Source organism: Burkholderia sp. MSMB0856 (assembly GCF_001524645.2).
Lineage (GTDB): Bacteria > Pseudomonadota > Gammaproteobacteria > Burkholderiales > Burkholderiaceae > Burkholderia > Burkholderia diffusa.
Map to the genome: position 1 here is coordinate 2,339,977 of NZ_CP013428.1, position 16,809 is coordinate 2,356,785.

Annotated in this window: 13 protein-coding genes and 2 pseudogenes; 5 read left to right on the top strand and 10 right to left on the bottom strand. The window is 67.0% G+C overall.

The genetic code is table 11. From position 1 onward, the window contains the following. Positions 1–476 precede the first annotated feature (476 nt). The 5 genes from WS87_RS28085 to WS87_RS28105 form a co-directional block, all read right to left on the bottom strand. On the bottom strand, positions 477–2,834 hold the full coding sequence (locus tag WS87_RS28085; protein ID WP_059815164.1) for a bifunctional acetate--CoA ligase family protein/GNAT family N-acetyltransferase: 2,358 nt from the start codon (positions 2,832–2,834) through the stop codon (positions 477–479). A gap of 570 nt (positions 2,835–3,404) precedes the next feature. After that, positions 3,405–3,701, bottom strand: a complete 297-nt coding sequence (locus tag WS87_RS28090) for an H-NS histone family protein (RefSeq protein ID WP_059467298.1) — start codon at positions 3,699–3,701, stop codon at positions 3,405–3,407. Between the two features lie 103 nt (positions 3,702–3,804). Then, complete coding sequence (locus WS87_RS34345; protein WP_236873246.1) at positions 3,805–4,089, bottom strand: hypothetical protein; 285 nt, start codon at positions 4,087–4,089, stop codon at positions 3,805–3,807. Between the two features lie 61 nt (positions 4,090–4,150). Further along, positions 4,151–4,678: a BON domain-containing protein gene (locus WS87_RS28100; RefSeq protein ID WP_059815166.1), complete on the bottom strand. Its 528-nt coding sequence runs from the start codon at positions 4,676–4,678 to the stop codon at positions 4,151–4,153. Between the two features lie 66 nt (positions 4,679–4,744). Next, the gene (locus WS87_RS28105; RefSeq protein ID WP_059815168.1) at positions 4,745–6,232 is read right to left on the bottom strand and encodes a sigma-54 interaction domain-containing protein; all 1,488 of its coding nucleotides are present in this window, start codon (positions 6,230–6,232) and stop codon (positions 4,745–4,747) included. A gap of 327 nt (positions 6,233–6,559) precedes the next feature. Here WS87_RS28105 and WS87_RS28110 point away from each other — a divergent pair, with 327 nt between their 5' ends. Next, a complete protein-coding gene (locus WS87_RS28110; protein ID WP_059815171.1) occupies positions 6,560–7,963 on the top strand; it encodes a GntP family permease in 1,404 nt (467 codons plus the stop codon). Between the two features lie 429 nt (positions 7,964–8,392). Further along, a complete protein-coding gene (locus tag WS87_RS28115; RefSeq protein WP_059815271.1) occupies positions 8,393–8,644 on the top strand; it encodes a DUF4148 domain-containing protein in 252 nt (83 codons plus the stop codon). Positions 8,645–8,692: 48 nt separating this feature from the next. Here the strand turns inward: WS87_RS28115 and WS87_RS28120 are convergent, their stop codons facing one another. Both WS87_RS28120 and WS87_RS28125 read right to left on the bottom strand, forming a co-directional pair. Beyond that, positions 8,693–10,288 carry a thioredoxin family protein gene (locus tag WS87_RS28120; RefSeq protein ID WP_059815174.1) on the bottom strand — a complete coding sequence of 532 codons (1,596 nt, stop codon included), beginning with the start codon at positions 10,286–10,288 and terminating at the stop codon, positions 8,693–8,695. Positions 10,289–10,561: 273 nt separating this feature from the next. Continuing rightward, positions 10,562–10,721 (bottom strand): annotated as a pseudogene (locus WS87_RS28125) (GNAT family N-acetyltransferase); the annotation flags it as partial. 275 nt (positions 10,722–10,996) lie between these two features. Here WS87_RS28125 and WS87_RS34725 point away from each other — a divergent pair. The 3 genes and pseudogenes from WS87_RS34725 to WS87_RS28145 all read left to right on the top strand — a co-directional run. Continuing rightward, positions 10,997–11,670, top strand: a pseudogene (locus WS87_RS34725) (phospholipase domain-containing protein); the annotation flags it as partial. 5 nt (positions 11,671–11,675) lie between these two features. Beyond that, positions 11,676–11,945: a hypothetical protein gene (locus WS87_RS28135; RefSeq protein WP_059815180.1), complete on the top strand. Its 270-nt coding sequence runs from the start codon at positions 11,676–11,678 to the stop codon at positions 11,943–11,945. A gap of 163 nt (positions 11,946–12,108) precedes the next feature. Beyond that, a complete protein-coding gene (locus tag WS87_RS28145; RefSeq protein WP_059528794.1) occupies positions 12,109–13,101 on the top strand; it encodes a DedA family protein/thiosulfate sulfurtransferase GlpE in 993 nt (330 codons plus the stop codon). Positions 13,102–13,170: 69 nt separating this feature from the next. Here the strand turns inward: WS87_RS28145 and WS87_RS28150 are convergent, their stop codons facing one another. The 3 genes from WS87_RS28150 to WS87_RS28160 form a co-directional block, all read right to left on the bottom strand. Beyond that, complete coding sequence (locus WS87_RS28150; protein ID WP_059529116.1) at positions 13,171–14,637, bottom strand: OprD family porin; 1,467 nt, start codon at positions 14,635–14,637, stop codon at positions 13,171–13,173. A 160-nt stretch (positions 14,638–14,797) separates the two neighbouring features. Next, on the bottom strand, positions 14,798–15,820 hold the full coding sequence (locus WS87_RS28155; RefSeq protein WP_059815183.1) for an ABC transporter ATP-binding protein: 1,023 nt from the start codon (positions 15,818–15,820) through the stop codon (positions 14,798–14,800). Beyond that, positions 15,817–16,809: an ABC transporter ATP-binding protein gene (locus tag WS87_RS28160; RefSeq protein WP_059815187.1), complete on the bottom strand. Its 993-nt coding sequence runs from the start codon at positions 16,807–16,809 to the stop codon at positions 15,817–15,819. Before WS87_RS28160 ends, WS87_RS28155 begins: the two co-directional genes overlap by 4 nt.

Consider the following 16,809-nt stretch of genomic DNA (forward strand, 5'->3'; position numbering starts at 1 on the left):
ATCCCTGAGACGCTCACCACCCCTTCCCGGAAAGGCTCACCGGGGCTTCCCGCAAGGGCTCACCGGCAGCTCCCGCGAAGGCTCACCGGGTGCTCCCGTATCGACTCACCCAATTGCTCCCGGGAAGGCTCACCCTCGGCTCCTGAAAATTCTCACCTTTGTTCCGTTTCCGATGCTGCCGGTGCGCAATGCGGGCGTCAGTGCGCTCAAATATGGTGCCGGGACCGGTGGCACGCGGAGGTCATCGGCGCACGCAACCGCCCGCCGCGGACGCCATGACCCGACGCACTCGCCCTTCCCCGCCGGTCGCGAAGCCAGCGCTTTACCGATCCGCATATTGGAGCGAAAGAGTTGAACGATCTGCATCCCGAACTACAATCAATTCGCTCCGTCGCGACTGTAAATCACCGACATCGCGCGTTCCGCAGCCGCTGCACACGATACCGCCGGCCCTTCGGACACGCTCGCCGACGCAACTACGGTTGCAGCTTCATCCTGAACCCCACCACGCCGGGTTCCTCCGTCGTCGACACCTCGAAACCGCAGGATTTCGCCAGCGAGATCATCGCGGTGTTCTCGCGCAGCGCCTCGCCCACCATCCACGCGGTGCCACGCGATCGCGCGTAGTCGATGATACGGGCCATCATCAGCCGCCCGAGACCCTTGCCCTTCTGATCGGGCCGGACAGCGATCGCGAACTCGGCCGTCTCGTTGTCGGGATCGGTAACCGCGCGCGCCACCGCGAGTGTGTGCGACCGGCCCGACACGTCGGTGAACGACACGATGAAGGCCATCTCGCGGTCGTAGTCGATCTGCGTCATGCGCGCGACTTGCGAATGATCGAAGCTGCGCACCGCACCGAAGAAACGCATCCGCAGATCGTCCGGCGTCATCGCGCCAAGCAGCTCGTTGTGCGCTTCCTCGTCTTCCGGACGGATCGGCCGGATCGTCACGGTCTCGCCGCGCCATTCGAACGTCTGCTCGAGATGGCGCGGATACGGCATGATCGCGAGCCGGCTGCGCCCGGCCGCCAGCGTGACGCGCGGCGCGACCACGTATGCCCGGTCGGAGCGAACGCGCAGCGTGACCGACATCGCGACGACCTCGCGCACGTCGCAAACGACCTGCGACAGCGCCGTCAGCGCGTCGAGCGTGGGTTCGACGGGCGTGCGGCGTGCATATGGCGAACGCTCCATCACCACGCGGGCGAGCACCGTATTCAGCGGCGGCAGCCCGTACACGACGAACGGCGCCGATACGCCGTCGGCCGACGGCACGGCATAGCGAAACACCGGGCCGAAGTTCGAATCGTCGTACATGTCGACCGTGACGTCGACGACTCTGGCGCCGGCCGACGCACCGGCCGGCTCGCCGTGCACGCCGAAGTGGGACAGCCAGCGCAACGCCGCTTCGCCAGCCAGTTCATGCTCGCCGGCCTCGACCATCCGCCGGGCCTCGGCCTGCGCGGACGCAACGCACTCGGCCGGCTGCAGCGGCGTGCCTTCGGGCGTCTGCATCAGCAACTGCCGCCCGAGGTTGTAGTCGACGAGCCGTGCGTATGCGCGCGCAAGCCGCTGCGGTGTGGTGTGCACCGGAATGCCGTTCGCGTGCAATGCGTCGCGCGTCGCCGCATCGACCGCACCGAAGAAACACGCGAGGATGCCGCGATACGCGTACTGCCGCGATTCGATCAGCGTGCGCGCGACCGCATCGGCCGGCGCGCTGTGGGACGTCGAATGCACGACGAACAGCGTGCCCGTTTGCGGGAACGGCGCGAGCGCCTTGATGGCGGCGCCGAAATGCTCGGGGCGCGCATCGTCTCCGAGCATCAGCGGATTGCCGGGCCCGGCGAGATGCGGCAGCGCGGCGGCGACCGCCGACGCTGCCTCGGCCGGCCAATCGACCAGCACATCGCGCACCTCCGCGACCGCATCGACCGCGAGTTTCGCGACGCCTGCGTCGCTCGTCACGAGTGTCGCCGCGCCGCGCGCGGTGACGCGCCCGACGCCGAGCGTCTCGATCTCGTCGAGCAGATCGTCGAGCGCATCGACACGCACCATCCCCGCACGCTGGAAGGCCGCGGTGTAAAGCGCATCACCGGGATCGGCGCGCCCGGTGCGCAACGCGAGCACCGGCTTGTTGCGCGCCGCCGCACGCGCTGCCGACATGAACTTGCGCGCGGCACACACGGTGTCGAGCTCGAGCAGGATCGCGCGCGTGCCGGGGTCGCTCGCGAGGTAGTCGAGCACGTCGCCCGCATCGACGTCGGCCTCGCTACCCAGCGCAACGACATGTGAAAAGCCGAGGCCTCGCGCATCGGCCCAGCCGAGCACCGCATTCGTCAGCGCGTTGGATTGCGACACCCAGGCGACGCCGCCCGATCGCGCCGTATAGGCCGGTGCGCCGAAATGCGCATGCCGTGCGGGCGACAGCACGCCGAGGCTGCCGGGCCCGACAATACGGAGCACGAACGGCTTCGCGGCCTTGAGTGTGCGATCGAGCGCGGCGCGATCGGCGTCGGTGCGCGCCTCGCCGACGATCACCGCGACACGCGTGCCGATCTCGCCGAGCTTGCGCACGATGCCGGCCCATGTGGCGGGCGGCGTGCAGATCACGGCGACCGATGGCGGCGCGGGCAGCCGGTCGACATCGGCCACGACCGCGTACCCGTTCAGCTCGCGGTACTTCGGATTGACGGGCCACACGGGCCCATCGAACGCGCCATCGAGCACGCGCGCCCACACCATCGCTCCAATACTGCCCACGCGCGACGATGCACCGACGACCGCAACGGACCTGGGCTGGAACAACGCATCGAGATGACGGACGGTCACATCGGCTCCATACGGTAACGAAAGACGACCCGACCGGCGCACGAGCCGGATGGCCGTGCGCCGGTCGACGCGAACTCCAAGCATAGGCGAACCCGATGCCGCTGCCTATATGCCGAACGGCCGACTGTGCGACGCGCATCAATGCCCGCAACATGGGCAGGTCATCGACGTCTTCGCACACGCAACGGGCGAGGGCGACACGATGCGGTCTTCCGGTCGCCGCTTCAAAGGTGAGGATTTACAGGAGGCATGGTGAGCAAGTTCGGGAATTGCAGGGCGCGCAGCGTAAATGCGCGAGAGGTGATCGCAATCGGCAGTACGTCTGCACCGCGCAGATCGGGAATGCCAATGCGCACATGCCGCGCAATTGCGGTGTTGTTTACGGGAATTCGCGGTGATATCCGCTCGAATCGCGGCGAATTCGCAAAACGATATCCGTCAATCGCGCGGCATCGGTGTTCAATTCGCGGTTTCGAGTCGTGCCGCGGCTGCCCAAAAACAAAACGGTGCGACGGCCGCATGGCCGTTCGCACCGTCAGTCAGCGCACGAAAGGTGAGGATTTTCGGGAGTCAGTCCTTGATCAGGAAACGCGCGCGATTCTTGCCGAGCCATGCCGGCGCCCGCCCGCGGCCACTCCACGTTTCACCCGTCTTCGGGTTCAGGTACTTCGGCGGCAACGGACGCTTCGGTTTCGCGGCAGCAGCGGCGCCGATCGGTCGAAAACCGAGCTCTTCCGCGGTAATGTCGAATTCCTCGATTTTCGCCCGAATGGCGGCAATCGCATCGGCAATTGCCTTTTCGCGTTCCTTGTCGATCTTTTGCTGAAGTCTTTCGAGCTGCGCTGTCAGTTGCCTGTAGGTCGCCATATGGATGGGACTCCGTGAGTGTTATTCATGAAAAATAGCCAACTCCAAGCGAATAGAAAAGCGCTTCTCCCGATTACGGTCTCCTTATCCGGCCATGTCGGGATCAATAACCGCTTTTCTTCTTGCATGCGAAGAGAAGATTTCGCGTTGCGTCATCGGTTGATTGCTGGAGGACGTCGAATTCACCATTGCAGATGGCTCGGGCATTGTCCGTGCAATTGCTCCAGTCGCTGCCGGTGCACTGCACCTGCGAAGTCGGGCGCCCGTCAGAAGTGAACAGTGGCGCCCCGCCGCCGCACCCGCCGAGCCCCGCAATCAGGGCCAACAATCCGGCCCGACGCCAATGCGTTCGGGGCCACCGACAGACCGACGCAAGCATGTGTTTCATTGTTCTTTCCGTCAACCGATTTTTTAATGCCGCGAGTATGCCATGCACCGCCGGCAGGCGTTCAGTCGGGCGTCCGGTCCGGCCGTCCACGCGTCTTGTACGGCACGGCCCTGTGCGGATCGTCGGTGATGCGAACGAATACCCGCTCGACGTCGGGAAGCGCGCCGAGTTCGCGCTCCAGCGCCTGCCGATCGAATGCCGGATCGGCACACCCTTCGACATAAATGAAGCGCCGCTGCACGGTGATCCACAGGCTCGTGCCCTGCAGACGATCGGTGCCCGCGAAATGCGCTTTCGCCGCCTCGGCGATCGGCGCGTCATACATATACGAATTCGGTTTCGTGCAGCGGTGGGCGAGCCAGCAGGTGGTCCCGCGCTCGACGCGGTAATGCGCGTCGTCTTCCATCTCGGCGCGCGTCATCCACGGGCCGAGCGGCAACGGGCATTCGGCGAAGCCTCGCGACAGCGCGACGAACGGATCGTTGTACCAGTTGCGCCGTACCACGGGCGCGTCCCCGTCACCCGCCTGCGCGAGCGAGGACGTCGCCACCAGTGCGGCCAGCCATCCGGCAATTGCGAGTCGCTTCATCGTCGTCTCCTGTCGGGCACTTCACCGGTGCCATTCGTCATGTCCCAGCGCATCCACCGCTGCTTGCTACCGGTCGATCCCGAGCGCCGTCAGTTTCTTGTACAGCGTCGCCCGGCCGATGCCGATGCGTGCGGCCGCTTCGACCACCTTCCCGTCGCAGGCCGCAAGCGCGTCGATCAGGAACTGGCGCTCCCACGCGGCCAATGCATCGGTATACGAAACGACCGGCGCATCAGGCGCCCCCGCTGCATCGCCCGCATCCCGGCCGACCGGCGACGGAGCAGCCCGCATGCCTGCCGGCACGGCATCCGTCACCACGCGCACCGGCCCGAGGAACGGCGCGAGCGCACCCGCATCGATCACCGAGCGGTCCGACAGCATCAGCGCACGCTCGAGCGTATTGCGCAGTTCGCGTACGTTGCCCGGCCACGGGTACGCGCACAGCATCCGCAGCGCATCGTCGGTCAGTTCGCAGTGCGCAGCGCGACCGTGCTGCGCGGCCAGCTCCTCGAGCGTCGCGTAGACGAGCGCCGCGATGTCGGACGCCCGCTCGCGCAACGGGGGCGCGTGGATCGTCAGCACATTGAGCCGGTAATAGAGATCCGCGCGAAAGCGGCCGGCCTCGACCAGCGCGGGCAGGTCGGCCGACGTCGCGGCGATGATCCGCACGTCGGCGCGCACGATCCGGTTCGAGCCAACCGGTTCGAACTCCTTGTCCTGCAATACGCGCAGCAGCTTGCCCTGCAACGGCAGCGGCATGTCGCCTATTTCGTCGAGAAACAGCGTGCCGCGATCGGCCAGCTCGAACTTGCCGACGCGTCCCTTGCGATCGGCGCCGGTATATGCGCCCGGCGCCGCGCCGAAGAATTCGGTTTCGAGCAGCGTGTCGGGAATCGCGGCCACGTTGACGGTCACGAGCGGCTGAAGCGCGCGCGCCGACGCCGCGTGAATCGCATGCGCGAGCAGTTCCTTGCCGGTGCCCGTCTCGCCGAGCAGCAGCACCGGCGAATCGACCTGTGCGGCGCGCCGCGCCTGCCGCTTGGTTTCGAGGCTTGCGGCGCTCGTGCCGACGAAACTCGCGAACGTGTATTTCGCACGGCGCGCCTGCGCGAGCGAACGTTGCGTGGCGATCAACTGCTGCTGAAGCTGCACGTAACGGGAAAAGATCGGCGTGAGCGTCTTCAACTGGTCGAACAGTGCGAAGCCGATCGCGCCGACCGTCTCGCCCGTCTCGTTCTTCAACGGCAGGCGCGTGACGACGAGCGGCTCGCGGCCCGTCTCCATGATGTCGAGCAGGATCGGCTGTCCGGTCGACACGACCTCGCGCATCAGGCTGTTCGGAATCACCGCTTCGCAGTCGAGGCCGACCGCCTGCTGCGGATCGGCGAACCCGAAGCGTGCCGCATAACGCTCGTTCATCCACACGACGCGCGCGTCGCGATCGACGACCACCGTGCCCGCGCTCGAATCCTCGAAAGTCTGAAACAGCGACTCGGCGGCGCGCCGCAGCACGTCGCCGTAATTGACGGGCAGGCGGGCCCAGTCGTTCATCATCGTGTCGTTGTCTCCGCGTATGCTTGGCCGGACGTCTCCGGAACGAGACGCAGTATCTCATTTTGGAGACGCCCCGGAATGCCTTGTCCGGGAAAGCCCTGCCCGATTCAGCGGGCGGTCCTGCCGGCCGAATCGTCTCCCGATGGAGACGATTTATGTAGAATCTTCAGACATTGGCCGGCGCGGGCCCGTCGGCCTGCGCCGGATCCACGTCCGGCGGCGCAATCCGGCCGATGGCACGAAACCTGCACGAACCTGAGCCGGTTCGCGGCGCGTCCCGCGATCGAACAACAACCAAAGCCATTCCAAGCTATTAGGAGACTCCCCTTGTCTTTCGTGATCGTCCTCGCCGCGCTGGCGTTCCTGATGTTCGCCGCGTATCGCGGCTACAGCGTGATCCTGTTCGCGCCGATCGCCGCGCTCGGCGCGGTCCTGCTGATCGAACCCGCCGCCGTCGCACCGGTCTTCTCCGGCATCTTCATGGAGAAAATGGTCGGCTTCGTCAAACTGTATTTCCCGGTCTTCATGCTCGGTGCCGTGTTCGGCAAGGTGATCGAGCTGTCCGGGTTCTCCGAGTCGATCGTCCATGCCGCGATCCGCTACATCGGCCGCTCGCGTGCGAATGCGGTGATCGTCGCGGTGTGCGCGCTGCTCACCTATGGCGGCGTGTCGCTGTTCGTCGTGGTGTTCGCCGTGTATCCGTTCGCGGCCGAACTCTATCGCCAGAGCAATATTCCGAAGCGGCTGATGCCCGGCGCGATCGCGCTCGGCGCGTTCTCGTTCACGATGGATTCGCTGCCCGGCACGCCGCAGATCCAGAACATCATCCCGACCACGTTCTTCAAGACGACCGCCTGGGCCGCACCCGCGCTCGGCACGATCGGCTCGCTGTTCATCATCGTCGTCGGCCTCTCGTATCTGGAATGGCGCCGCCGTTCGGCGATGGCAAAGGGCGAAGGCTACGGCACGTCGCTCGTCAACGAGCCGGAGCGCGTCGAAGCGACGGCATTGCCGAATCCGGCGCTGGCGATCCTGCCGCTGATCCTCGTCGGCGCATCGAACTTCACGTTCACGAAACTGATCCCGCAGTGGTACGGCGCCGCGTCGTACACGGTCGCGCCGGACGTGCTGCCGGGTGTGCATACGCCGGTCACGACGTCGATCAAGACCGTCGTCGCGATCTGGTCGGTCGAGGCCGCGCTGCTGCTCGGCATCGTGCTGGTCGTCCTGACCGCGTTCAAGCGCGTCAGCGACCGCTTCGCGGCCGGTTCGAAGGCCGCCGTCGGCGGCGCGCTGCTCGCCGCGATGAACACGGCGTCGGAATATGGTTTCGGCGGCGTGATCGCCGCGCTGCCGGGCTTCCTCGTCGTCAGCGACGCACTGAAGAGCATTCCGAACCCGCTCGTGAACGCGGCCGTATCGGTCAGCTCGCTCGCCGGCATCACCGGTTCGGCGTCGGGCGGCATGAGCATCGCGCTCGCCGCGATGTCGGACCTGTTCATCAAGGGCGCGCAGGCAGCCAACATTCCGATGGACGTGCTGCACCGGGTCGTCGCGATGGCCAGCGGCGGCATGGACACGCTGCCGCACAACGGCGCGGTCATCACGCTGCTCGCGGTCACGGGCCTCACGCACCGCGAGTCGTATCGCGACATCTTCGCGGTGACCGTGATCAAGACGCTCGCGGTGTTCTTCGTGATCGCCGTGTACTACACGACGGGTCTCGTGTAAGTCTCCTCATGCGGCGGCGTTCCGAACGCCGCCGCGCCGCGTCAGGCCGCATCGCCGCGGCCGGCGCACCTTCCCTCCTCTGCACGTCAAGGCTGGGCAACCGGCCCAGCATCGTCGAAGCAGGCGGCGCAACGCCGGTCGCGACGCGCCGCACCTTCCCGATACCTCAGCATGCAAGCCGGGACGGATCGCCGGGGTTCTCATCCGCCGGTTCGTCCCCCGCCCGATCGGAGCCGCACGGCCCGACGCCCGTCACGCACCGCCGTCCGGCACGGTCCGTTCCCGCCATCCATTGTTACCGGCAGCAGAACACTGCGTTGGGCGCGATCGCATTTTTCGCGCGCGCGGCCGGGCCTACACTGCTTTCAACCGCCGCCGCTTCGTCGAACGAAGGCCGGACGCCCAGTTGGAAACATGGAGGTCACGATCATGAAGCGCCTGATTCACGCAGTTGCCGTTGCCCTCGCCGTATCCGCGCCGTTCGCCGCGCAAGCGCAGTCGAACCCGCCGCTCACGCGCGCGCAGGTTCATGCCGAAGTGAAGGCACTCAAGCAGGCCGGCTTCCAGCCGAGCGACTGGTTCTACCCGGCCAGCATCGTTTCCGCCGAAGCGAAGATCGCCCGTCAGCAGAGTGCCGGGTATGGCAGCGATCAAGGTGCATCGTCGGAGTCGAGCCACTAATCGACGTCACGACGCGGCCGTTCCATCCGGCCGCTTTCTCGCAGGCCATCACGCCTTCACCGGCTCGATCAGCTTCGCGCATGCCGCTGCCTGCGGATCGCCCGCAGGCAACTTCGCGCACACCCCGTCGAACTGCTTCACGACCGACCTGACCGACGCGTCGTGCGCGCCGCCACCGCGCCAGCGATTCAGTTGCGTGACGACCTTGGTCAACGCGCGCAGGTTCGCCCCATAAAACGCATCCTTGGTCTTGCCGGCCTGCGCGAGCACGCTCGCGGCGATCGCCTCGATCCGCGCCGAATCGTCCGGCGCCAGCGCGACCGCGTTCGCGAAATAGGTCGCGCCCCAGCGCAGTTTCGTCGCCGGGCCGCTAGCCGAGTCGTACGCCTTCCGGTACCAGTCGAGCGCCGCGGCCTTGTCGCCGCGCGCCTTCGCATTCGCCGCCAGTCCCGACATGAAGTAGTACGGCGTCGCCGAACGCGGCAATTCGGCCTTCAGCAAGACGTCGGATTCGTCGTACAGCCCGGCGTCGGTCAGCGTGTCCGCCGCTTCGCTGACGAGCGCCTGCCGCTCGTACGCGTTCGCGGCGCCCTGCACCGATGCCGCGATCTGCTTGCGTGCGGTATCGACCAGCGCCGGCGCGGCGAGCGGCGCGCCGGCGTGCGCATCGTCGCGCGCGAGCAGCACGCGGCCGTGCAGCGCCATCAGACGGTCGATGGACGACAGCGTCGTATCGGTCGACAGGCGCGCGAGCGCCGTGTCGTACGCGCCGCGCAACTTCGTGCGCTGAGCGGCGTCGCCGCCGAGGTATGCGACCACGCGCGCGGGCGCCGCGACGAGCACGTCCGAATCGGCACGCGCCAACGCCGGCTCGCGCAGCACCACGCGCAGCGCATCGGCGAGCGCCGCCTTGTCGAGCGTGCCGGCCTGTGCGGGATCGTCAGATGCCGCCACCACCGCCGACTTCAGCGCGAACCGCGCGGCGTCCGCCTTCGCGCCGGCCGCACGCGCGCGTTGCGACAGCGTCTGCAGCGTCACCGCGACACGGTCGGCCGGCACCGGCAGCGCGCCGTCGGTGTCCCAGGAATAGTCGGCCAGCAGATGCCATTCGGCCGGCGTCAGTGCCGCGCCGTCGTTCAGCGCGCTCGCGAGCGTCTGCCGCACCGGATGCGCGGCCGTCATCCCGAGCGACAGCGCCTGCATGTAGCGGTCGAGATCGGCCTCGCCCGGCAGCCGCGTCACCTCGGTGCCGTCCGGGCGGAACAGGATCATCGTCGGATAGCCGTGCACCTTGAAGCGCTCGCCGAGTTTCTGCGCGCTTTCGGTATCGCCGTCGAGATACACGGGCACGAAGAACGACGAGCGGGTCTTGAATGCCTGCTGGCTGAAGATCGTCGACTTCACCTGGTTGCACGACGGGCACCACACGGCACCCCAGTACAGCAGCAGCGGCTTGCCGGTGCGCTTCGCGAGCGCGAACGCGGCATCGACGTCGCCCTGTTGCCACGCGATGCCGGGCGGCAGATGCGCGCCGTCGCCCGACGGGCTCGATACGGCGGCGCCCTGCGGCGCGGTCGTGGCGAACGCCGCACCCGCGGCGGCGAACAGGCAGGCTGCAGTCACGTTACGGAGAACGGTTTTCATCGAGACGGGTTCCGTTGAAAGAGACGGTTACGGGAAGCGGCGAAACGAAAACACGATGAAGCGACGAAACGACGAAGGGCATCGACAAGGAAAGCCACGACCGGCCGCTGCATGCTCACATCGCGCAGCCGTGTCGACCGCGACAATCGCGACAACCGGCAAATCGCTCGACGATACGATTCGCGCGGCCCGTTGAAAACAAACGAATTCTCGAATGGATATGACGTGCGCTTCGTCGACATCGTCCCGTCATGCCGCCCGATCCCATGCACGAATGCCCTGTTCGCGCAGGCGTTCGAGCCGCTGCCGCCATTTCTCGCGCGACGGAAACGGATGCTGGAGCGCGTTCATGTACGCCGCGGAGTGCGACGATGATCTGCCGGATCGCATCGACGTCGTGCGTCTCGCCGTGCCGGATCGTGATATCGGTCATGACTGGGTGGAGTCGCAGTATCGTGCCGGGGCTTGTCGCCGCGCGAACGCAACAACGCATCGAGCTTATCCGATTTCATGCGAATGAAACATGGTCGACGCACGAGTCTATAACGTTGCACGCGCAACGACATGGCGACACATCGCCTTCATGAAATCGGCAATTACTTACCGCCATCACTCGCACAAATCGGTAATTTCCGACCGTTCCAACATCCGCACCGCGCGTCGCTTGTTCGTTGCGCACGCAACGTCAAGAACGCGACACGCCGTGTCATTTCCGCACCACGAACGCGGGGCGTGCCGGATCCCGGCAACGGCTGTCGCGCGTTGCCATACGAGCTGCATGCGAGCGCGCAGATCGACGCCCGCAAGGGCGCGTCAAGCTGACGTTCGCGAACACGGGCCGCGCAGCAGCGGTGTTCCACATCTACGACAAGCTGCACCTCGACCGCGCGCCACGCCGCTACGTCGTCGAACCGGGCAAGGCGCTGCGCGGCGACTGGGCGGCGCTGGCCGACGACGGCGGCAAATATGACCTGTGGATGCACGGCCCGCACGGCTATCGCCGCCGCTTCACCGGCGACCTCGCCCACTGGTACGACTTCGTCGTCACCGCCGACAGCGGCGCGAGCTTCTCGCGCCGCGTGGCCGGCCGCGTCGAAACGGGTCGCCACTCGGTCAGCGGCCCGGCGATGGGGCTCACCGGGTCGCTTCTGACGGCACTGCGCACGCCCGGCCCGAGCACCGGCCGGGCGCCGGGCGCGGCGCGGTCCGATCCGGCTGAAACGCCCGCCCGGCGCGGCTCAAACATCAGAGGGATCGGTGGTGCAGCCCTCATTTCGGGTCCACGAAAATGCTCCGTATTGCGGCCCGTTCGCGTTAAACTTCGTCAAGCTGCATTCAACAACGAGATCTTCGCCAATCTGGCACACACGACACGAGGATAGGTTCGATGCGCACAACCGGCTCATCCGGGGCAATGACCCTGCTCACCGAACACGACCCGGCCGATGGCCGCGAACTGCGCTCGCTCAGGCTCGAATCGACCGGCGACGGCAAGAGCGTGCTGCTGATCGAGATCGACGAACGCAAGCCCGGCATTCACCGCGAGGTTCGCTACGAGATCACGCCGGCCGAACTGATCGCGGCGATCCGCTCGCACGGCGCCGAGCTGCCCGGCGAAAGCCACGGCGCCGCCTCGCTCGCCCGCACCCCTTCCTGATGTCGAACGGTGAGCCGCGTGCAATGCACTGGCTCACCGTTCTGTCCGCATTTCCCTGCCGCCGTCAGGCGCTTTCCGTCATTCCCCTCCGTCCGCTTGAAAATGGCCGATAATCGGCCCATTCGCGTACCGTCCTCACGCGCTCCCTTTTCGGCCAGCCGTCATGCTCCGTGACCTCGTCGCCCAATACGGGCCGCTTCTCGTCTTCGCCAACGTCCTGGCGGCGGCCATCGGCCTGCCCGTGCCGGCGATGCCGACGCTCGTGCTGTTCGGCGCGATGGCCGCGATGCATCCGGCGATGATCGGCTCGCAGCTCCTGACGGTGCTGGCGCTGTCGGTCCTCGGCGCGCTGATCGGCGACACCGTGTGGTACGTCGCCGGGCGGCGCTACGGCGGCACGACGCTGAAGACGATCTGCCGGCTGTCGCTGTCGCGCGATACCTGCGTGAGGAAAACCGAACGCTTCTTCGGCCGCTACGGCGTGCGCGTGCTCGCGGTCGCCCGCTTCATTCCGGGGCTGTCGCTCGTGTCGGTGCCGATGGCCGGCGCGCTCGGCACGCGCTATCGCACGTTCGCCGGCTACGATGCGCTCGGCGCCGCGCTGTGGACGACCGTCGGGCTCGTCGCGGGGCTCGTGTTCTACCGGCAGATCGACTGGCTGTTCGCCGGCGCGAGCCGGCTCGGCCGCGCGGTGCTGCTGGTGATCGTCGCGCTGCTGGCCGTCTATGCGGCCGTGCGCTGGATGCGCCGCCGTGCGCTGATCCGCCAGCTCGCGAGCGCGCGGATCGGCGTCGACGAACTCGATCTGCTGCTGCGCGACGCGGCCGCGCCGGTGGTGCTCGACGTGCGTTCGCCCGAGCACCGCAAGCTCGACCCGTTCACGATTCCGGGCGCGCAGTTCGCGGACGAGCGGCACATCGAGGACATCGTCGCGCGCTACCCGTTCTCGCAGAAGTTCGTCGTGTATTGCTCGTGCCCGAACGAAGTGACGGCCGCGCTGATGGCCAAGCGCCTGCTCGACGCGGGCTTCACCGATGCGCTGCCGCTGCGCGGCGGCCTCGACGCCTGGCGCGACACGGGCCGCCAGCTCACGTCGCTGGTGGAAGACATCCCCGCCGCGAACGATCCGGTGGCGGGGTTGCACAAGCCGGCCTGATCGAACTGACCGCAGGCCGGCCGCGCGAGACGAGAAATGCCGAAGGGGGCGTGGCGCCCCCCCCTTCGATCAGAACGCGTGAAGCGGCACGTTCACGACCAGGCGGTATTCCTTGTTGGTCGCGTCCGAGTAGTGCGCGGAACCGTTGTGCCACATCGCGATGAACGTGACCTTCGTGTCCTTCAGCTTGCCGCTCTGGAACGTGTACGACGGGATGAAGCCGAACTCGTGGTGACGGCCCTGCACCGGTGCACCGTTGCTCCAGTAGATGCTCGACTTGCTCGGATCCGCCGCCGCGCCCGCGCTCGCATCCGCGCCCCAGCCCGTCACACCCCACACCATCGCCTTGAAGCCCGGCAGGCCCGCTTCCTTGCCGTAGAACGTGTAACGCAGCTGCAGCGACTTTTCGTGCGGCGCGTTGTAGTCGACGTCCATCGAGTTGGTCAGGAAGATGCCGTTTGTTTCGTTCAGGTAGTCGAAGAACTGGTCGCCGAGCACCTGCTGATAACCGAGCAACAGTTCGTGCGGGCCGTGTTGCGCGGCCAGCGACAGGCTGTACGCGTTGTTGTTGATCTTGCCCTGCAGCGCATCGCCCGTGTCGTGCGTCGAGTAAACGTTACCGAAGCCGGTCCACTTGATCGACTTCGTATCGCCGATGCTGTGCTTCACCGACGCGTAGTACTGGTGCCACACGTCATCGGCCTGGTTTGCGTACAGCGCGACTTCGCCGTCCGGCGAGTAGTCCCACGTGCCGCCGACGTAGGTCAGGCGATTGATGCGCGTGCCGCCATACTGGGTCGTGAGATTGGTGAGCGTCGTGTGGCCGCGCGCGTCGGTCTTCGTGAAGCTGCCGGCCTCGAGCATCACGTTCTTGAACTCGTTGCTGACGATCGTCGCGCCGAGGAACGTCGGCGGCAGCGCGCGGTTGTCGTGCTGCTCCATGAACGGGTTGTCGACGGCCTGCAGACCGTACTTGACCACCGTGTTCGAGATGCGTGCCTTCACGTCGTAGATGCCCGGATAGGCCCACGCAAGCTGGTTCGAACCGCCGCCGCCCTTCGCGATGTGCACCATGCTGCCGGCGCCGGCGCCGCCGTCGAGCTTCAACGCCGCATACAGCGACGCGTCGAAGCCGATGCCGATCAGGCCGGTCGTATAGCCGGACTCGAAGTTCGCCATCGCACCCTGGACCCACGCGTGACGATGCGGTCCGCCCTTGTTGTCGAGCGTGTCCGCATAGTTGCGGAACAGGAAGTTCAGGTGGCTGTCGGCGATGAAGCCGTTCGATTTCGACTGCGCCGAAGGCTCATCGGGCGGCGTGACGGCCTGGTTCGCCTCGGCGTTGATAATGGCGTTCGGGGTCGTTGCCTGCGCAACCGTCGCGCCGGCGGACGGCGCGGCCTGCGCGACCGTCAGCGGTGCGGGGGCCGCGTCGTCGGCGTGCGCGACGCCGCTCAGCGATACGCCGGCAAGCGCAGGCAAGCCCCATGCAAGCAGCATCTTCGATGCCGTCCCGATCGTCTTTTGCTTTTTCATCGTCATTCTCGTCTTGTGTTGATGTCGTCCACGCCGGTTGCGATCCGCTTCCAGCCCCCCGGCGAGCCCGGTTAAGGACGCGCCTTTACCCGCGACGCGAAGATCATTCGCGCCGCACCCTACCCCTGTTGACCTGCCTGGTTATGTTTGCTGCGTCACTTCACGCCGCCACGCCCGCCCGGATGCACGCGACACGCGCCGCCGAGCCGTGCCGCACTTCCGGCAGCGGCACGTCCTGCGCGCACGCGTCGATCGCGACCGGGCAGCGCGTGCGAAACGCGCAGCCGGACGGCGGGTTGAGCGGCGACGGCATCTCGCCCGCCAGCAGCATCGGACGGCGAGCACGCTCGCGCGCCGGCTCCGGCGTCGGCGCCGCGTCGAGCAGCGCCTTCGTGTACGGGTGTTGCGGCACGCCGTACACGTCATGCCGCGTGCCGAACTCCATCACGCGGCCGAGATACATCACGAGCACGCGCTGGCTGATGGCTTTCACCACCGCCAGGTCGTGCGCGACGAACAGATAGGACAACGACAGTTCGCGTTGCAGATCGCGCAGCAGGTTCACGATCTGCGCCTGGATCGACACGTCGAGTGCCGAGACGGGCTCGTCGCAGATCACGAGCTTCGGCTCGCCGATCAGCGCACGCGCGATGCCGACACGCTGACACTGTCCGCCCGAAAATTCGTGCGGGTAGCGCAGCAGGTGATGCGCGTTCAGGCCGACCCGCTCGAGCATCGTGACCACGCGGCGCCGCACTTCGGCGCGGCCGAGGCCGGCGTGGTGCGTGACGAGCGGCTCCGCGACGATCTGTTCGATCGTCATGCGCGGATCGAGCGACGCGAGCGGATCCTGGAAGATCATCTGCACTTCGCGGCGCATCGCGGTGCCGCGAAGGTGATCGGGCGCGACGGCTTCGCCGCGCCAGCGCACCGTACCTGCCGTCATCGGCACGAGGCCGATCAGCGCACGCGCGAGCGTCGACTTCCCGCAGCCCGACTCGCCGACGAGCCCGACCGTCTCGCCGCGCTTCACGTCGAACGACACGCCGTCGACCGCGCGCAGCGTGCCCTTCGGCGACCACGGATAGCCGCCGAGCGGCACGCGGAAATGCACCTTCAGATCATCGACGGACAGCAGCGTGTCGCCCGTCGCGCCGGCATTGCGGCGTTCATCGACGCTCATCGCAGACCTCCCGTCAGATCGGCCAGCGGCCGGTGGCACGCGCGCACCGCGCCCGCGGCGCCATAGGTTTCGAGCGCGGGGCGCGCGGCACCGCAGCGCTCCTCCGCATACGTGCAGCGTTTCGCGAACGCGCAGCCGGCCGGCGCGGTGCCGGGCATCGGCGGATTGCCGGGAATCGCGACGAGCGGCGCATCGTCGGCGTCGGTCAGGCGCGGCAGGGCGTTGAGCAGACCGATCGTGTACGGATGCGACGGCGCCGCGAAGATCGATTCGGCCGGCGCGTATTCGACGGTGCGGCCCGCATACATGACCATCACGTCGTCCGCGAGGCCTGCCACCACGCCCATGTCGTGCGTGATCAGCACGATCGCGGTGCCGCGCTCGCGGTTCAGCTCGCGCAGCAGATCGATGATCTGCGCCTGCACGGTCACGTCGAGCGCGGTGGTCGGCTCGTCTGCGATCAGGATTTCCGGCTCGGACAGAAGCGCCATCGCGATCATCACGCGCTGGCGCATGCCGCCGGAGAATTCGTGCGGATACATGCGGATGCGGCGCGCCGCGTCGGGAATGCGCACCGACTCGAGCGCCTCGATCGCGCGCTTGATCGCTTCCTTGCGCGACAGCTTGCGATGCAGTTGCAGCGTCTCGGTCATCTGCCGCTCGATCGTCAGGAACGGATTGAGCGACGTCATCGGATCCTGGAAGATCATCGCGATCCGGTCGCCGCGCACCGCGTTCAGCGCGCGCGTATCCATCTCGAGCAGGTTGTCGCCGCGATAGCGCGCGACGCCCGTCGTCGTGCCGTTTCCGGCCAGCAGGCCGAGCAGCGCCATCACGGTCTGACTCTTGCCCGAGCCCGACTCGCCGACGATGCCGAGCGTCTTGCCGGCTTCGAGCGAGAACGACACGCCGCTCACGGCGTCGATCGGCGGCGCGTCCTTGCGCGAGAAGCGCACGCCGAGGTTTTCAACTTCCAGCAGTGCAGCCAT

Coding starts and splice junctions, on each gene's coding strand:
- WS87_RS28090 (WP_059467298.1), bottom strand. CDS start 3,701: ATGGCGACCTACAGGCAACTGACAGCGCAGCTCGAAAGACTTCAGCAA.
- WS87_RS34345 (WP_236873246.1), bottom strand. CDS start 4,089: ATGAAACACATGCTTGCGTCGGTCTGTCGGTGGCCCCGAACGCATTGG.
- WS87_RS28100 (WP_059815166.1), bottom strand. CDS start 4,678: ATGAAGCGACTCGCAATTGCCGGATGGCTGGCCGCACTGGTGGCGACG.
- WS87_RS28105 (WP_059815168.1), bottom strand. CDS start 6,232: ATGATGAACGACTGGGCCCGCCTGCCCGTCAATTACGGCGACGTGCTG.
- WS87_RS28115 (WP_059815271.1), top strand. CDS start 8,393: ATGAAGCGCCTGATTCACGCAGTTGCCGTTGCCCTCGCCGTATCCGCG.
- WS87_RS28120 (WP_059815174.1), bottom strand. CDS start 10,288: ATGAAAACCGTTCTCCGTAACGTGACTGCAGCCTGCCTGTTCGCCGCC.
- WS87_RS28135 (WP_059815180.1), top strand. CDS start 11,676: ATGCGCACAACCGGCTCATCCGGGGCAATGACCCTGCTCACCGAACAC.
- WS87_RS28145 (WP_059528794.1), top strand. CDS start 12,109: ATGCTCCGTGACCTCGTCGCCCAATACGGGCCGCTTCTCGTCTTCGCC.
- WS87_RS28150 (WP_059529116.1), bottom strand. CDS start 14,637: ATGAAAAAGCAAAAGACGATCGGGACGGCATCGAAGATGCTGCTTGCA.
- WS87_RS28155 (WP_059815183.1), bottom strand. CDS start 15,820: ATGAGCGTCGATGAACGCCGCAATGCCGGCGCGACGGGCGACACGCTG.
- WS87_RS28160 (WP_059815187.1), bottom strand. CDS start 16,809: ATGGCTGCACTGCTGGAAGTTGAAAACCTCGGCGTGCGCTTCTCGCGC.